Annotated in this window: 11 protein-coding genes and 5 pseudogenes; 11 read left to right on the top strand and 5 right to left on the bottom strand. The window is 59.2% G+C overall.

The window, feature by feature from the left end:
• The first annotated feature begins 91 nt into the window (after positions 1-91).
• Positions 92-1,192: a tyrosine-type recombinase/integrase gene (locus tag NKI25_RS28220; RefSeq protein WP_353000009.1), complete on the top strand. Its 1,101-nt coding sequence runs from the start codon at positions 92-94 to the stop codon at positions 1,190-1,192.
• A gap of 447 nt (positions 1,193-1,639) precedes the next feature.
• Positions 1,640-2,568: pseudogene (locus tag NKI25_RS28225) on the top strand (recombinase family protein).
• A gap of 38 nt (positions 2,569-2,606) precedes the next feature.
• Here the strand turns inward: NKI25_RS28225 and NKI25_RS28230 are convergent.
• The 5 genes from NKI25_RS28230 to NKI25_RS28250 all read right to left on the bottom strand — a co-directional run bounded on the left by NKI25_RS28230 (position 2,607) and on the right by NKI25_RS28250 (position 8,658).
• Positions 2,607-2,885, bottom strand: coding sequence for a hypothetical protein (locus NKI25_RS28230; protein WP_353000011.1), 279 nt, complete (start codon positions 2,883-2,885; stop codon positions 2,607-2,609).
• The gene (gene repC, locus NKI25_RS28235; protein WP_352820622.1) at positions 2,882-4,231 is read right to left on the bottom strand and encodes a plasmid replication protein RepC; all 1,350 of its coding nucleotides are present in this window, start codon (positions 4,229-4,231) and stop codon (positions 2,882-2,884) included. The genes NKI25_RS28230 and repC overlap by 4 nt, the downstream gene beginning before the upstream one ends.
• Positions 4,232-4,385: 154 nt before the next feature.
• Positions 4,386-5,420: a plasmid partitioning protein RepB gene (gene repB / locus NKI25_RS28240; protein ID WP_352706549.1), complete on the bottom strand. Its 1,035-nt coding sequence runs from the start codon at positions 5,418-5,420 to the stop codon at positions 4,386-4,388.
• A complete protein-coding gene (gene repA / locus NKI25_RS28245; RefSeq protein ID WP_024927411.1) occupies positions 5,417-6,598 on the bottom strand; it encodes a plasmid partitioning protein RepA in 1,182 nt (393 codons plus the stop codon). Before repA ends, repB begins: the two co-directional genes overlap by 4 nt.
• A 929-nt stretch (positions 6,599-7,527) precedes the next feature.
• On the bottom strand, positions 7,528-8,658 hold the full coding sequence (locus tag NKI25_RS28250; protein WP_353000013.1) for a site-specific integrase: 1,131 nt from the start codon (positions 8,656-8,658) through the stop codon (positions 7,528-7,530).
• 275 nt (positions 8,659-8,933) lie between these two features.
• Here NKI25_RS28250 and NKI25_RS28255 point away from each other — a divergent pair, with 275 nt between their 5' ends.
• From NKI25_RS28255 to NKI25_RS28295, 9 genes and pseudogenes are all read left to right on the top strand, one after another.
• Positions 8,934-9,230 carry a hypothetical protein gene (locus NKI25_RS28255; RefSeq protein WP_352468047.1) on the top strand — a complete coding sequence of 99 codons (297 nt, stop codon included), beginning with the start codon at positions 8,934-8,936 and terminating at the stop codon, positions 9,228-9,230.
• Entirely contained in the window at positions 9,220-9,813 is a 594-nt protein-coding gene (locus tag NKI25_RS28260) for a type II toxin-antitoxin system VapC family toxin (protein ID WP_353000015.1), read from the top strand. Before NKI25_RS28255 ends, NKI25_RS28260 begins: the two co-directional genes overlap by 11 nt.
• Positions 9,814-10,056: 243 nt before the next feature.
• Complete coding sequence (locus NKI25_RS28265; RefSeq protein ID WP_352706556.1) at positions 10,057-10,458, top strand: DUF1403 family protein; 402 nt, start codon at positions 10,057-10,059, stop codon at positions 10,456-10,458.
• A 25-nt stretch (positions 10,459-10,483) separates the two neighbouring features.
• Positions 10,484-10,900 (top strand): annotated as a pseudogene (locus NKI25_RS28270) (DUF1403 family protein); the annotation flags it as partial.
• A gap of 152 nt (positions 10,901-11,052) precedes the next feature.
• Positions 11,053-11,316, top strand: a complete 264-nt coding sequence (locus NKI25_RS28275) for a helix-turn-helix domain-containing protein (protein WP_352706557.1) — start codon at positions 11,053-11,055, stop codon at positions 11,314-11,316.
• Between the two features lie 250 nt (positions 11,317-11,566).
• Positions 11,567-12,112 carry a VOC family protein gene (locus tag NKI25_RS28280; protein WP_353000018.1) on the top strand — a complete coding sequence of 182 codons (546 nt, stop codon included), beginning with the start codon at positions 11,567-11,569 and terminating at the stop codon, positions 12,110-12,112.
• A 79-nt stretch (positions 12,113-12,191) separates the two neighbouring features.
• Positions 12,192-12,373: pseudogene (locus NKI25_RS28285) on the top strand (IS66 family transposase); the annotation flags it as partial.
• Positions 12,374-12,673: 300 nt separating this feature from the next.
• Positions 12,674-13,703: pseudogene (locus tag NKI25_RS28290) on the top strand (IS110 family RNA-guided transposase).
• Between the two features lie 308 nt (positions 13,704-14,011).
• Positions 14,012-15,042 (top strand): annotated as a pseudogene (locus tag NKI25_RS28295) (IS110 family RNA-guided transposase).
• Positions 15,043-15,967: the final 925 nt, after the last annotated feature.

Consider the following 15,967-nt stretch of genomic DNA (forward strand, 5'->3'; position numbering starts at 1 on the left):
AGCGATCCGGTGCAAAGCGCACAGCCTGTCGCAACGCTTTTATGTCCGATAAGGTTGCATTATCGGACGTATCGTGATAGGCTGCCAAACCATGCAAAATCCCCCGGCCAAAGCCACCGAAAACGATCTCTCGGACGCCAACGATCTTGACGGCGATCTGCCCGATATCGTCGATCTGGTGCTGGAAATGGGCTCATCGCCATCGCCGGCGCGGCTGGAAGCCCTCGTCGAGACCGCGACAGGCTATGCCAAGGCCGCCAGCTCCGAGAACACGCAGGAGGCCTACGCCAAGGACTGGCGGCATTTTGCCAGTTGGTGCCGCCGGGAAGGGTTTGAGCCGATGCCACCGTCGAGCCAGGTTATCGGCCTCTATATCGGCGCCTGTGCATCAGGCGAGCCGAAACGCGGCGCCCCTGCCCTCTCCGTCGCGACGATCGAGCGGCGCCTCTCGGGCCTCGCCTGGAACTTTACCCAGCGCGGCGTGCCAATGGATCGCGCCGATCGGCATATTGCCACCGTGCTCGCCGGGATTCGCCGCAAGCACGCAAAGCCGCCACGGCAGAAGGAGGCCGTGCTCGGCGAGGATCTGTTGGCCATGGTCGCAACGCTGGATCATGGTTTGAGAGGCCTCCGGGACCGCGCCATCCTGCTCCTGGGTTTTTCGGGCGGGTTGCGCCGTTCGGAAATCGTCGGCCTCGACGTCGCCCGCGACGACAAGAGCGACGGCGCCGGCTGGATCGAGATTTTTTCCGACAAGGGGGTTCTGGTGACGCTGCGCGGCAAGACCGGCTGGCGCGAGGTCGAGGTCGGCCGCGGCTCCAGCGACCTCTCCTGCCCCGTCGTCGCACTCGAAACCTGGATCAGGCTCGGGCGCATCGCGAGAGGCCCCCTCTTCCGCCGGATCTTCAAGGACAACAAGACCGTCGATGTCGAGCGGCTCTCCGACAAGCATGTGGCCCGTCTCGTGAAGCGGACGGCGCTCGCTGCTGGGGTGCGCGGAGATCTTCCCGAAGGCGAGCGAGAACTGCTGTTTTCAGGACACTCGCTGCGCGCGGGCCTTGCCTCCTCGGCCGATATCGAGGAGCGCTACGTCCAAAAGCTTCTCGGCCATGCCTCGGCCGAGATGACCCGCAAGTATCAGCGCCGACGCGATCGGTTCCGGACCAACCTTACAAAAGCTTCCGGCCTTTGAAAGCCCCCTCCCCTCCCCCGTCCGAAGCTGTAATGACGGTCGAGGGAGTACGGGATTTTCAGCTTAGCGCTTCAATTGAAATCGGGAAGTAAAACCGACAGTCGCGCGGGAAACCGGCCCGATCAGGGCTTTCAGGGACAAATCGCCGATGTGGTAAGCCATTGGTTTCATGATAGTTGATTCACCATAGTCAAGCTATATCGCCGTTAGGTTGACTTGTGCGGGATTTTTTCTGACGGCCTTTTCACTATCGATAATGACCTCATATCGGGACTGTACAGCACCACGCCCTGGGGCGGTCAGGAGGCTAGAAAACGTTGATTTTCAGGCTCATCGAAAGCCGCAGGAGCTACGCAAAGGGCCACTAGAGACGTTTACAAACGATCGTTTGTTGATATCTTCGGTGTTTGTACAAACGCCTCTTTCCCCTGCTGAGAGACGCCGCAAATGGCCCGTGAAGCGCAAGATCGACGCTCCGGACGACCAAGAGGCCGGCAAATCGGCTACGCGCGCGTGTCGACGGACGAACAAGCGACGGAAGCGCAGGAGATTGAGCTGCGATCGGCCGGTTGTGACATCGTCGTTCAGGAACATGGATCGGGCGCGTCGAGAGCTCGCCCGGCCCTACTGCGGTTGATGAGCGACATCGGCGCCGGCGATGTCTTGGTCGTCGTGCGTCTCGATCGCCTTGCGCGCTCGGTCAGCCACCTTCTTCAGGTGATCGAGGATCTGACTGAGAAGGGCGCGCATTTCCGATCTCTGCGAGATCCAATCGACACGTCGACGCCACAGGGCATGTTTTCGCTACAGGTACTCGGCGCCGTTGCCCAACTCGAGCGTGCGCTGATTTCGGAGCGGACCAAGGCCGGCATCATCGCCGCACGAGCGAAGGGGCGGCTGCCTGGCAATCCTGGTATCCGGGAGCGCAAGCCCGAAGCCCTGGCGAAGATGACTGCGGTGCAAAAGGCAGCCTATGGCCGATGGCTACAATCAACGATGAACCAGTGGCTTCCGACAGTCCGCCGGATGCGACCAGATCACAACTGGGACGATATCGCTCGGGTCCTGAAGCAGCGCGGCCTCGACTGGACGCCTGAACGACTGCGGCGGGCAGTGAGGTGGCTCGTCACCGAGCACCTGGCCGGATCCACCCTGCTAAAGAGGGCGTCTCCTCAGCCTCCCGAAGATCGCCTGATGACCCTTGTGGCAGGGATCAGTCCAACCCAGACCTATCGCTACGCGACATCGCTGGCCAGCTCGAGCGCCTGCATGAGCGAACCCCACGAGGGAGCGCTAAATGGTCGGCCTCATCAGTCAAGAACCTGCTTGATCGAGCCCGCCGGCTTGGTCTCGTCGCCGAACTACCCGCGAGCTGACCGAGGGACAAGGACGTCATCCCGTTACAGAATGGTCCTCAGTTTACGGTCCGTGGCTGACGCTCAAGATCCCCGAGCCGCTTGTACACGGCCCAGGCATCAGCTGGAACCGCGCTGTCAGCCCGCGCCAGCCAAGCCGCACGATCGGATTCCGCAAGTGAGTTCCACCACACCATTCCGGCGGTTTCATCGGGCGTCGGTTCCCGGTCTTGTTCGTTCTTCATGCCTTCGATGCTCTCATAAGACGCTCGTCCCGACAAGCGCTGCAGCGATCGTTCAAGCTCATAGAGCGGATCAAAACCCGCCCTCCTCATCATGATCCGCGCCCCGGTCTGTCGAGGCTGCGTCGCAAGGCATCGCTGATTTCCAACCGGGATTCGGTGCGCACAACCTTGCCTGCCGTCTCCAAATCGACGGCAGCGGCTTCAGTTCCTGAACCGGTTCCGACCGTCTTCGACGCGTCAAGCTTGGCCCGCAACAAAGCCATCACCATCGGCCAGACCGAGAACTTTCCGGTCTTTGCCCGGTCCGTCAAGCTGCGCAAATATCCGCCGGCGCTGTTGATCTGGTCCTGTCGCTGGTAGATCGCAGCAATGGTAATCGCCGCCTGCTGCTCACCCATTGCCGTTCGCGCTTCCTCCCAGGCGCTCGGGCTGATGCCCATGGTCGGCCGGGCAACCTCGGCCGCGGCCAGAAATTCACGCCAATTGCGGATGCCGCCGCCGCCCTTTACCAGCCAAAGCATGTTCGGGCAGGCATCCAGCACGATCCCTAGCGGCAGCTCGCGCTTCGGCAGGCTCCGTACGTTGTCGGTGTCCGCAACGTTGCCGCCCGCTTCATCTATATTTCCTAAGCCACTTTCAGATTCAAGTTTAGAGTCTGGTTTTGAATTCTGTATGTGGCGTCCATTTCGGGACTCATTGGCGTCCATTTTCTGTGTTTTTACAAATGATTCCAATGCTTCACGCACTTCAGCCCAAAGGCCTTCAAGCTCCTCGGCAATCGCTTCGAAGGTCTGTCTGGGTGCGGTGCGTGGTATCTGGCCGACAATCGCCTGGTAGGCCTGCTGGACCCTGCCCCAATTCGCCGGCACGCCCTCCTCAATCCCGGCGTCGATCATCTTGACGATGTCACGCCGGCATATGGTTAGCCGCTCCTTAACGAGACGAAAGGCCTTCTTCTCGTATCTGACCGCTTCCGCCAGCTCCTTGAATTCCTCGGCGCGCGCGACGATCGGCGAGATGTCGAAGCCATAGGCTTGCTCGATCTCGCCCCCCTGCCCTTTCCGGGCGAAGCGCTTGCCGTTTGGGCTGTCCCGACGGATGATCAATCCACACTCGACCAAGACGGCCAGGTGCCGCCGTAAGGTCGTTGGGGGCATTCCGTTGGCGCGGCGGATCAGCTGTTCGTTGGATGGCCAGACGATCAGCTCGCCGTCGCCATAAAGCGCCGTGTCCGGATGGAACGACAACAGTGCGTCGAGAATGGCCAAAGCGCGATCTGTGGCCCCCAGAGCGATCCTGGCGTCCTTGATATCCTGGAAGACATGCCATTTGTGAACAGTCGCGTCCTTCGGCACCGCCCTTGCGGTGACCTGGCTTGAAATCATGCCAAGCGTCATCGGCCGCCGCCCAAAGGGCGTCGTTGCAATAGTCGTCTCCATTTTCTTTCACCCTCGATTAGGCAAAAGAAACCTGCTCGCCAAAACGACGCCAATGACTCTTGACAGTGATTCGTGGAGATGCGATTCTCAGAGTGCTTAGTTCAGAGAGAGGCTTCCACGGCTTGCCGTTCGGGGGCCTTTTTCTTTTGCGGTTTCAGACTCCTTGTTTCGTGATGGACTTCCGAAAGGCCTCAAACAGGTCGTCCAGTTGTCCGGCGATAAACGCTGCGAAACGCGATCCTTCAGCCTCTCCCACGGCAATCATGGTAGTTTTTCCGTTGTCTTTGAGGCTGACGCTGACTGTTTTGTCTGGAGCAGCCCAGGATTTCATAGCAATCTTGGGCTTTGATGGCTTGGCCGGACCCGCAGGTTCTTTGATCGCATTATGATCCGATGGAAGCGTCTCAAGCAGAATAATGAATCTGTCGTCGGACGTTGCCTCGCGGAATTTGTTTTTGCGAACAAGATCGAAAGCTTTTGCGGGTGAGCCGTCTATGGAATAGCGGTTCGAGAATTCCTGCCATCGTCCTCGACCAATCCCGGGAGCTTTACCAATCGATTGCAGTATCTCCTTGTCGACCGATGAGGCGATTTTGATCATCTCGGACACATGCGATTTTCCTGTCGACAGCGAAGCGCAGATGGTGTCCCGTTTGTATCCCGCTTCCTGCTGCGCAAGCGCAAAAGCGCACTTCTCAATGTATGAAAGATCCTCTCGAGCGGTGTTTTCTTCGCCTTGGAAAATGACTGCTTGTTCATCAGTTAACTCGCGGACGGCCGCTTTGAATCCGATCCCAAGCTGCTTAGCTGCCGCTAATCTTCTGCGACCATAGACGATTTGAAACTCGCCATCCTTGCCTTGTACTGGCCGAACCAATCCAGGCACAATTTGACCGCGCTCCCGCATGGATTCAGTGATCTCAGCAATGGCGGAAATCTCGTAGGCGTCATCATATCGATCGGTGATAGACGACGGCCGTATTTTGTCGGGATCGAGTTCAATGATCTGTTCGCCTGACTTCAGTAACTTGTCGGCGATATCGCTACGCTCTTGCATTTGGCGAACACCAGCCGCCACCTTCATCAGGTGCGGCGATGACGTGCGGCGGCTGACGCCCTCCTCCGAATTGTCCTCCCCGAGTTGCCCCAAAACAGCAGCAAACATGCCCTTAGAATCTTTACGGCTCACTGTTCTCGCCTCCATGCCATTGTGATGAGGCTTTCTATTTCCGCGTTCGCGGCATTGATCGATTCGATTGCACGATCATAAGTTTTAGGTGCCGAAAACCTCGATCGTTGCACTTCATAGAGGCTCTGCTTCCAAGTGAGAGCGTCCGCAACCGCAGTGGATTTGGAGACTGAATTCAGAAGTAAATCCTCGCCAAACACTTGGCGCATTAGGGCCTGCATGTTGGCTTGCGGGTGGTCGTTGGCCTCAAACTTTGTGATGAGGAATTTGGCGAAATCCCAACGTGCGCCTGCACCAGCCTCATCCAGGATTTGCATATAAGATGCGGCCAGCTCCAAAAACTTCCCTGTGGAGTCGACATCGAGCATGTGCGCTGGAACTGGGATTAGGACTCCGGTAGCGGCAGTGAGCGATGAAAGTGTCAGGAAATTGAGTGACGGCGCACAGTCGAGAAGAACGATGTCGTAGCTATCGACGATCTGTTCGAGGGCCTGTGACACTCGAAGCAGAAAACTGGTTCCACCGCTCTTGCGCATCTCAAGGGTGACGGCCGTTTCGAATTCTGTCAGCTCAAGACCGGCGCAGATGACGTCGAATCCGATGATATGCGTCTGATGAATAATCTTTTCCGTTGGCACCGGATCGTCAAACCGAATCGCTGAGTAAAGGGTGTCACCTTCTCGGTAGTCAAATCCGGGTAACGCTCCTTGCAGACTTGTTAACGACGCCTGGGGATCCATGTCGACTGCGAGAACGCGATATCCACGTAGTGCCAACCAATGACCCAAGTGAATAGTGGTCGCTGTCTTGGACGATCCACCTTTGAAGTTCGTGATCGCGATGATCTGGCAATCCTCGCCTTTAACACGACGAGGATTGATCCATTTCTTCCGTGCCTTTTCCGCCAAGTGCATCCGAAGGTCCAGCACCTGCTCCACAGAATATAGGCGCTTTCCGGTGGTCGTTGTCTCTGGCTCAGGTCCCTGCCCTTTTAAGGAGACCTGCCGTATGTAAGCTTCGGTCACTCCTAGCAATGCTGCCACTTCCGTCGAAGTGAATTTGCGCATCGTACGAATCGCATCAGGAGGATACTGAGCCAGCGAAAGATTGTTGAGTGCCTTCTCGAGTTTCGTCGAAAAGGTATTCATGAACTGAAGGCTACTTAGATGCCGCGTCACCCAGATTCTCCTCTTGCACCCAGCGCCTATTGATAGCGACTGTGGTTAACAAGCTGTTAACGCCACGCCAACTACGCCAAGTTTTCGAATTACGCGGTTTTTCCGTTACTGGAGGTATGCCCGATTCGGAGAATTCGAGCAAATGGACACAGGGCAGTTCCCAGCTGGGAACTTTTCGTTATCGCTGGCTTCCCTGTGCCGTCAAAGTTGCGCATCAGGCATTGAAAAAGACAGCTATGAAGGTGGTTACGCAGCATGGGGGCACGGGCGAGCCCCGTTGCCCGTTTTGTTCTCGTAGGTAGTCGACGTTGGTGTACCGGTTGGCCTCTGGCTTCCGCGTACGGCGGCGAGCGACCTACACAAGCGCCGGTAGGTTTCTGCGCATGGAGAGATACCCCCCATTGGCGCGGCGGCGAAATTCCCGTTGTGACGGAGGAGGCACTGAGCTCGCGCAGTCCTAGGGGAGTCACCATCCTTTGCGTCGGAGACGATGGGTTGTCCCCCACGGCCCCTACCCTGCAACGAGGCATTCCTTCCGGGCCGAGCGACTCTCGCGAATGGCAACTCAGCGGCTCGGATCTGTCGCCAGGCGTCCCATGCGATTTGACAGCAATCAGCACCGTTTGGCACGTGGGCGCCCTGTCCACGCGCACTTTCCTCCAGCGTCGAGCAAGAGGCTCCTGCAGTCGCCAGGCAACTTCCCTCGGGGGCTAGTCCACGTGTCGGCGAAGGATCCTGGAGAACTCATCGAGAAGCAAACTTCTCGCACAACCCGTACTTTGAGTTCCCAGCTGGGAACAGCTCCTCAAGTTGGAGGCTTGCGCCGCACCAATAAACCTTGGAAACCCATCAACTTGACGGTTGGATCTGTGGCGCCGGGGTGGATTGGCGAATCCAGAGTCCCCTGCGGCTGGGGGGCGTACCGCACTCTACAATCCTGATGCCTTAGTTAGATTGACGCGGAAGCGATCGCGCCGGCGCTGGTATTTGCGTGTCATCTCTGCCGAGGCGTGACCAAGCTGCTTCTGCACGTAGCGCTCGTCAACCTCGGCAGAGGACGCGAGGCCGGCACGCAGCGAGTGGCCCGAAAACTTTTGGCCGCGCTCGCCCTCGGAAAGATCACCGCGCACGCCGGCGGCCAAGGCCGCGCGTTTGACCAGCCGCGCCACCTCCTGATCGTTGAGCCGCTCGGCGCCCACAGCTTTGCCCTGCCCCGTGACGCGGCGGAAGAGGGGGCCATGCGCGATGCGGGCCAGCTTCAGCCAGGTCTGCAGGGCGACGACCGGGCAGGTGGCATCGGACGAGCCGCGGCCAATCTCGACCTCGCGCCAGCCGGTCTTGCCTCGCAGCGTAACCAGCACGCCCTTGTCCGGGAAAACTTCAATCCAGCCGCAGCCGTCCTCGGTTTGATCGCGCGCAACATCGAGGCCCACGATTTCGGAGCGGCGCAGGCCGCCGGCGAAGCCCAAAAGCAACATGGCGCGGCCGCGCAGACCGCGCAGCGTGCCACGATCGAGCGTTTCCAGCATGGCGACAAGATCGTCGCGCAGGATGGCTTCCTTTTGACGGGGAGGGGAGGCGTGTTTATTGCGGATACCGGCGAGCACGGTGGCGATATGCCGATCCTTCCGGTCGAGCGGTTGACCGCGTTGCGTATAGTTCCAGGTCGGCGACGACAGGCGGCGCTCAATGGTCGACACAGACTTTTTGTCCCGTTCCGATCCTGAGGCCTGGGCCGTGATGTAGAGGCCGACGACTTGTGGATCTGGCGGCAGCGGATCAAACGCCTGGCGCCGGCACCAGGCGCAAAAATGCTTCCAGTCGGCGGCATAGGCGCGACGGGTGTTTGCCGAACTCGCCGCCTCGACGTAATCGCGCGCGCGGTCGGCCAGCTTTTCGAGATGCGCAGGCAGTGATGCTTGTCGCGGGTCGAGGACCTGCGTGGGAGGGGAGGGAGCCTCATCCGGGTGCCCCATTTCCATGACGACGTCGACAATGTCAGGCAGGTCGCTGGTGTCGACCGCGTCGATGGGCGTCATGAAATTGCGGGGACTGCCCATCGAAACTCTCGATCATTTGAATGTCACAGTGGTGCGATTCTGAGAGCCCCAACGTGCGACCAAAGCGCCCAATTGTCCACCGCGAGGTGCTTGACCAATAGCTCCCGGGATTTGCGCCGGTCGCGTACGACCACACGCTGGGTCGTGCTATAGCATGACCGGGCGACGGACCATGTCCGATCCAGTGTTGACCCTCCTAGAGCCCTCTTTCTCAGTGCCGATCCTTGCCTTCATGTTCAACATCCCTTATGTTTCGTTCAACAGGAGAATCCAGGATGAGCGTACGTGGCGCAACGGCAGCCGAAAGCGAGGAGCGGATCGCCCACACCCGGAACCGTCTGGTGCTTGAGCAGGCGAGGGCGGTCGGCCTTCTCGGCGCGGCCAAGAACACACGCCTTTCCGGGAGGGTGCCGTCGGAATTGATCGAGGCGGCAAAGAAGCGCGCTCATGTGACCTCCGACACTGAGCTGCTGGAGCTCGCCTTGTCGCGGCTGGCCCTCGAGGACGATTTTGGCGCCCAGCTCGTCCGCCGCAAGGGCAGCATCTCCGCAGACATTGATCTTGGCGTTTGATCTCGGGAGCGCACTGCGTTCCCTCAAACCACAGCGGCGTGCCGGCGGGCTGGAACGGCGGCCGGATTCCGCTCTGTGCTGGGCAGGGAACCAGCCGCCTGTCGGCGGTGCATTGCTTCTCGACACGAGCGTCTATCTGGATGTCCTTCAGGGGCGCACGCCCAAAGTGGTCGATGACCTTCTGATCTATAGGCTCTGTCAGCACTCGGCCGTCTGCCTTGCCGAGCTCAGCCACCTGTTCGGCCGGCTCGACCCAGCGCACCCCACGACGAAGTCGGTCCTGAAAGTGGTTGCAGGCACGATTGAAGACATTCCAGTGCACCGGCTGCATGCACCCGACGCCACCGCCTGGGGACGCGCCGGCATGCTTGCCGGCCTGCTGTTCCGGCTGAGCCGTCTGCCGAAAGGGGAGGGCCATGAACGCCGCTTCCTCAACGATGCGCTGATCTTGCACCAGGCCGGTCTGCTGGGCGCGACGGTCCTGACCGGCAATGTTGGGGATTTCGATTACCTCAACCAGCTTGTTCCGTCGGTGCGTGTGATCTTCTACCGGCCGGTGACAGACTTGCGCCCGCAGGGTTGAAAGCGTCTGTGGCAGATGCCCGTGCACCGTGATCGTCCAACCTCCTTTAATGACCACCAGTCTTCAAAAAGGTCGCTGACACTCTCCTGCGACCGTTGAACCGCGGGCGACAGCGGCCATTTCTAACGTAATGACAAAAACGAACGATAATGCAATTATCGTTCGTTTTATCACGCCGACAGGCTGTGCGTTTTGGCGCGAAAATTCTAGCGCAAAGCGCACCGGCGCTTTACCCTCGAAATCATGATTCGCCTCGATCCCGCGACCGCCAGTCCCGCCTCGCCGCCGACCGTCCCGGCCTGGGCGCTTGCCGCCGGCGGCGGGCCGAGCGACGCCGACGCCGCCTTCCAGGCCGGCGCCGCCTTGGGCGCGCTCGACAGCCTCGCACGGGCGCCGCAGCCTTCCTGGGCCGGCGCATGGCGGCAGCGGCTTGCCTTGAAATGCGCCGTTGCCGCCGTGCGCCTAGCCGGCCGCTCCGAGGATGAGGCCGCGCTACGCAATGCCTGGTATCTGCGTCCTGCTGACGGCGATCCCGGCCCCGCCGGGAACATTTTGGCTGCGTGGCGGCAGCTGGCATCGCGGCCGCCGGCGATCGACGTCGCGAGGCTGGCTGAAGGTCGATCAGTTCGGGCTGCGCTGGGATGACGGTTTTGCCGATCTCCCGGGTGCGATTGACGATGTGATGCGCGCCGGCCGGCCGGCGCCGTTTACAGCTGCGGCAGCCGCCAGCCGTGTTGTTGCCCTGTCGCCGGGAGCGGAATTGCTGGCGTGGTGGTGCGCCGATCTGGTTCTGGCGCAAAAGCTGCGCTGGCCGCGGCCGGTGCCGCTGCTGATGGCCCAGGCTTTTGCTCTAGCCTTCCGAACCGGTGACGGTCGCGCCAAGCGGATTCGGCCGGGGGAGCAAAAAGAATTTGAAAGGGCGGCGTGCCTGGCGCTGGCCCAGGGCGCGGATGATGCCTTGCGGCTGGCCGCAGAACTTTCGCAGCGCGCCGAGCCGCTTGCTGCGGTGATGCCAAAGTTGCGCGCCAAGGGGGCGGGGGAGGTGGTCAAAAGACTGCTCGATGACGATGCCATGTCCGGCTCGCTGACCACCAAAACCCTGTCTCGGTTCGGTTCGCGGCGGCTGTTCGAGCGGCTGCAGACATTATCACGGCGGAACGGGTCCTTCCGGTTCTTGGAGCCAAACCGGCAACCAAAGGGACCACGACCCTTTCGGAGAGAGAATGGGTCATCGACGCGTTGCGCCGGAACAAGCTTCACCGCGGCAAAGCTGCCGCCGCGCTCGGCATTACCCGCAAAACCTTATACAACAAGATCAAGAAGCACCGCATCCGTTCCGGCCCGTTCAGAGAGCCTCCGCCACCAACCGCCCCACAGTTCCTCATGCTCTCCGGATCTGGTGGCACGACACGTAAACGACAACTCCTGAGGCGATCATGCCTTGCGCTCCGCGCGCATGATCCTGACCAGACGATCGGGATCCCACCGCTTCAAAGCGCGTGAACCTGACCGGCTTGACCTGCCCCCTGTCAGCGGCGAAACCGCTCCAGACGCCAGCGCCTGCTTTTTCCGTTGGCATGTTAAATGCAAGTCATCGACAAACGCGCTCACACTGAGCAGAAATTGTCCCACGACCACGCAAAAATGGACCATTCCCGTACGCGAGGCTACTCATGTGTAATCAGGCTGTTAGCAAGCTTATGGCTTGATCATTAAATTGGCTGCGTCACCTAAACAGAAGGACTCAAAAAAAATGACTTATCCCGTGGGTTCGCCGTCTGATGGCTCTCTGAAAGTATCTATCGAGGCAAATGGCCATCATGACCCTCGATTACACAGCATTGATCACATAGCTTTGGCGGTTCATAAACTAGATGACGCTATCCACCTGTTTCAAGATGTCCTTGGCTTTAAGCTTAGGCGGCGTTTGCATATAAAGGGTAAGAAGACTTGGATGGTGTGTGCGGACATGGTTCGGAACGACATGTGCTTTGTACTTTGCCAAGGTACAGAGCCAGAGTCGCAGGTGTCTCAACTTGTCCAAAATTACGGGGTAGGTCTAGCTCATGTTGCATTAGCTGTCGACGATGTGTCGGCGGCGGTCAATACGCTTAGAGCGCGGGGATTGTCGTTCGACACGACCATTATTGAGGGACCTGGCCTAACACAAGCATTCTCTTCTCGATGCCCTAATACGGGGATAAGCTTTGAACTCATCCATCGGAACGGAGAGGAAGCATTTCTTGAAAACAACGTACAAGAGCTTTTCGAGCAACTTGAGCAGGCTGGAAAATACTGATCGAAGAGGTGTGGTCCCCTCGGTTTCTATAGCGATGCTGGTGATCCGACTTCAGGCGCGCCCGCCGGCCTACCAGGGTCCCGCAAGACTGATCGAAGGTGGCATTCCGACAAAAGCGATCGTAGCCTAGTCGCCGTCTCCAAATGCGCCGATCACCTCACTCTCTACAGACTGCCAAAAATCTGCAAGCGGCGAGACATCGCTCTCGACCGTTTGACACTCGCGGACTGGACCGGCCGTGCCGCCTGCACCTGCGCCCCGAGTGACCTGAATGCGCTCAAAGCGATGGTGCTTTCGCGCGAAGCGGAAAATGCCTATCTGCGCCAGATCATCAGAGGATTGCAGCGCCAGCGGGCCGACGCGCCGAAACACTTACTGAAGATCAGCTTCTCCTCGGGCTTAAAGAAGCCGAACAGGTCGAGGCGAACGAACTGGACGAAAAGGAAAGCGTCACCTGATCTGCGCCAGGGACGGTGACCTGATGTGGTGGACGGCCTCCGCTCCCGGCATCGCAATGTGCCAAAGTGTGGCTGTCGAAAGTCACATGAGGGAGAGCCGTCCATGGAGAAGATTACCACAATTGGTCTGGTATCGCCAAGCAGGTGTTTCAGGTCCACGGGGTCAATGGCGCTGATGCTGTCGTTGTCCGTCGCAAGCTTCGCCGCGATGATGTCGCTGGGTTCTTCAAAGCATTGCCGCCGTGCCTAATCGGCATCGAGGCTTGCGCGACGGGGCACCACTGGGCTCGGGTTCTTATGTCACTGGGTCACGACGTTCGGCTGATGCCTGCATCCTACGTCAAGCCATATGTAAAGTGAAGCGGCAGAAGAATGATGCGACGGATGCCGAGGCGATCTGCGAGGCGGTGGCCCGGCCGACGATGCGCTTCGTTCCGGTGAAGAGCGAGGAGCAACAGAGCGTACTGATGCTGCATCGGGTCCGCGAGCTCTTGATCCGGCAACGGACAATGCTGGTGAACGCCTTGCGCGGCCACCTGGCGGAGTTCGGCATCGTGACCCGCCAGGGTGTTGCTGGCGTCGGAATGCTGATCGCGTTGGTTGAAGATGATGATCACGATCTCATCTCGCCGCTTGCGCAGTCGGCGCTTCTTCCGCTGATCGGGCAATTGCGGGAAGTGCACGAGAAGGTCAGCGAGATGGATCGCCAGATTCATGCCTGGCATCGCTCGAATGAACTGAGCCGACGCCTGGAGACAGTTCCGGGAATCGGCCCGATCACTGCAAGCGCTATCGCCGCAACCGTGACAGACGTAGCGCTCTTCAAATCCGGCCGGCAGCTGGCGGCCTGGATAGGTCTGGTGCCGCGGCAGAACTCATCGGGCGGCAAGGACCGTCTCGGCAGGATTAGCAAGCAGGGCGATCCTTATCTCCGCCGCCTTCTCGTGGTCGGTGCCCATGCCGTACGCCGCTTCAGCCGAACAGGAAAAGCGCCATCAACTCGCTGGGCGGCCGATCTTCTGATGAAGAAGCCATACAACGTCGTCGCCGTCGCCCTGGCGAACAAAATGGCGCGGGTCGTTTGGGCGCTAATGATGTCCGGACGACGCTTTGAGGCTTCGGCCGCCGTTTGAGCAGTCGAGAAGGATTGCCGAGATTGGTGAGGCGCTGATGGTGTGATGACGGACGGTCGAGCCGGGATCGGACAAACCCGCTCAGTGGGTGCCGCTTAAAAGCGCGTTGACCTTTCTGGGATCCGATCAGCGGACTTCATCAGGGCCAGCGGCAACAATAGGCCGCACTCAAAGGCCGAATACATGCCTGCACCCGACCAATCTGGCAGCAACGTCAGAAAGCCCTTGCCGGCGGAGGCCAATGGTATGGACCCCGCCCTCCAGGCGAGGTGAAATCTCGAACGCCAACTGCAACGAAGGAGGATGTCATGCAGATCGTTCGAATAGGCCTGGATCTAGCGAAATACGTCTTCGAGGTTCACGGTGTCGACTGCCACGGGAAAGTCGTCGTGCGCAAAACGCTACGCCGCGATGCGGTAGCCCCCTTCTTCGCCAATCTGCCACGATGTCTGGTCGGCATGGAAGCCTCGAACGGAGCGCATTATTGGGCAAGGGTGCTTTCCGATCTCGGCCATGAGGTTCGGCTGATCAGCCCTCAGTTCGTGACGCCATACGTCAAGTCCAACAAGAACGATTGGAATGACGCTGAAGCGATTTGCGAAGCCGTAGGCCGCCCGACGATGCGTTTTGTTCCGCCGAAATCAGCCGATCAATTGGCGATTCAAGCGGTTGATCGCATTCGCAGCCGTCTGGTTGCAGATCGGGTCAAGCTCGTTAATCAGGTTCGTGGACTTCTAGCCGAGCATGGAGTGGTCATTGCCCGCGACATCCCACGGCTGCGCCGGGCCCTTGCTGAAATTGCGGGGGCAGCGACGATGGTCTCAATGAATTGGTGCGGGTGCTGATCCGAGAAGTGCAAACGGAGTTGGCCGAACTGGACCAACGCATTGCATCTTATGATCGGCGGGTTCGGGAGCTCTTTCGCAACAGCGAACTATGTCAGCGGCTTGGAAAGATCGAAGGTATCGGCCCTGTGACCGCGACAGCCTTGATCGCTGCCGTAGGTGATCGAACTTGCTTCAAGAACGGCCGCCAGTTTGCGGCATGGCTCGGTCTCGTGCCGAAACAACGATCCAGTGGAGGGCGAGCCCGCCTGTTCGGTATCAGCAAGCGCGGCGATCGCTATCTGCGCACATTGATGATCCATGGCGCTCGCGCTGCGCTCGGCAAAGCAGCGGGCAAGCAGGATCCTCGAAGCCTTTGGCTTAGTAAGTTGCGGCAAAGGCGGCATCCCAATGTCGCGGCTGTCGCGCTCGCCAACAAGAATGCGAGGATCGTGTGGGCCATGCTCTCGGGCGGCACAGTCTACGAGCACGCACCATCGGTGAAAGCAGCTTAAGGCGAAGCGGCAAACGAAGGAATAACAGAAGGAGGTCTCACCCCAGCAATTGCAGCAAAATGGTAGGAGATGGTGAAACGGTCATTCCGTCGCTTCCCGAACCTGGTGTGTGGACCGGCTTGGCTTCGGCCAATGTCTAGGGGCCGATGAGGTGGAAGCCCGCGAAAATCCATCGGGGCTCGCGGCGACGACGTTGTCCAGCCGCATCAGGAAGCCGGATATACGTCAGCAGTTGTGACCGACGATCTTGATCTAGCCGACCTGTTGCAATCGGGCGGGGTCCATATACGTCCATACATGCCACTGAACTTTCATCCAGCGGCGATTATCCTCGGCCGTTTCTGTTACGCCGTGGCGCGCGTTGAGCAATCGCGAAGACGCAGCGTACCTCCACCGCCCGGATCGCCACGGTATCGCCTTTAGAGCTTCTGGCCTGAACCTGGCAGCGTCCTGTCCGACAACCCGCACGCGCGCGACAAACTCGAGCCTTCCTCAGATGCTTGCGTCCAATGTCCGACAATGTCGGACACTAGTCATCTTAGTAGCGCCACTTAATTGTTTTGGCGTGATTTTCCTTTGGCACGGCACTTGCACGGTCATGGTGTATCTGGGTCGCGGTTGAGGAGAAATCGTCTCATGACTACCAAAAATCCGGTCAGCTCTAGGTGTGCGTAGACGCAGTTTGCCAACTTCATAGGATCCGAGTCCTCTCGCTTTGAGAGGCGGCTCAGCTTCGAAGACATGCACTCAGGCGCGCAGGATGGATTCATCAATCAAACGATGGGTGCCTTTTTGATCAGCTTGATCATTCTGGCGAATAAGCCGTGAAAATGCGTGAGCCTTTGGGCCTCAATGATGTCGTCGCTCTGAGACTGGTGTGGTCCTCAGCTCGCCGATAGTCCTACGCAGGGTTCGATGTTGGATC

This window comes from Mesorhizobium sp. M0808 (genome assembly GCF_040320025.1).
Classification (GTDB): Bacteria; Pseudomonadota; Alphaproteobacteria; order Rhizobiales; family Rhizobiaceae; genus Mesorhizobium.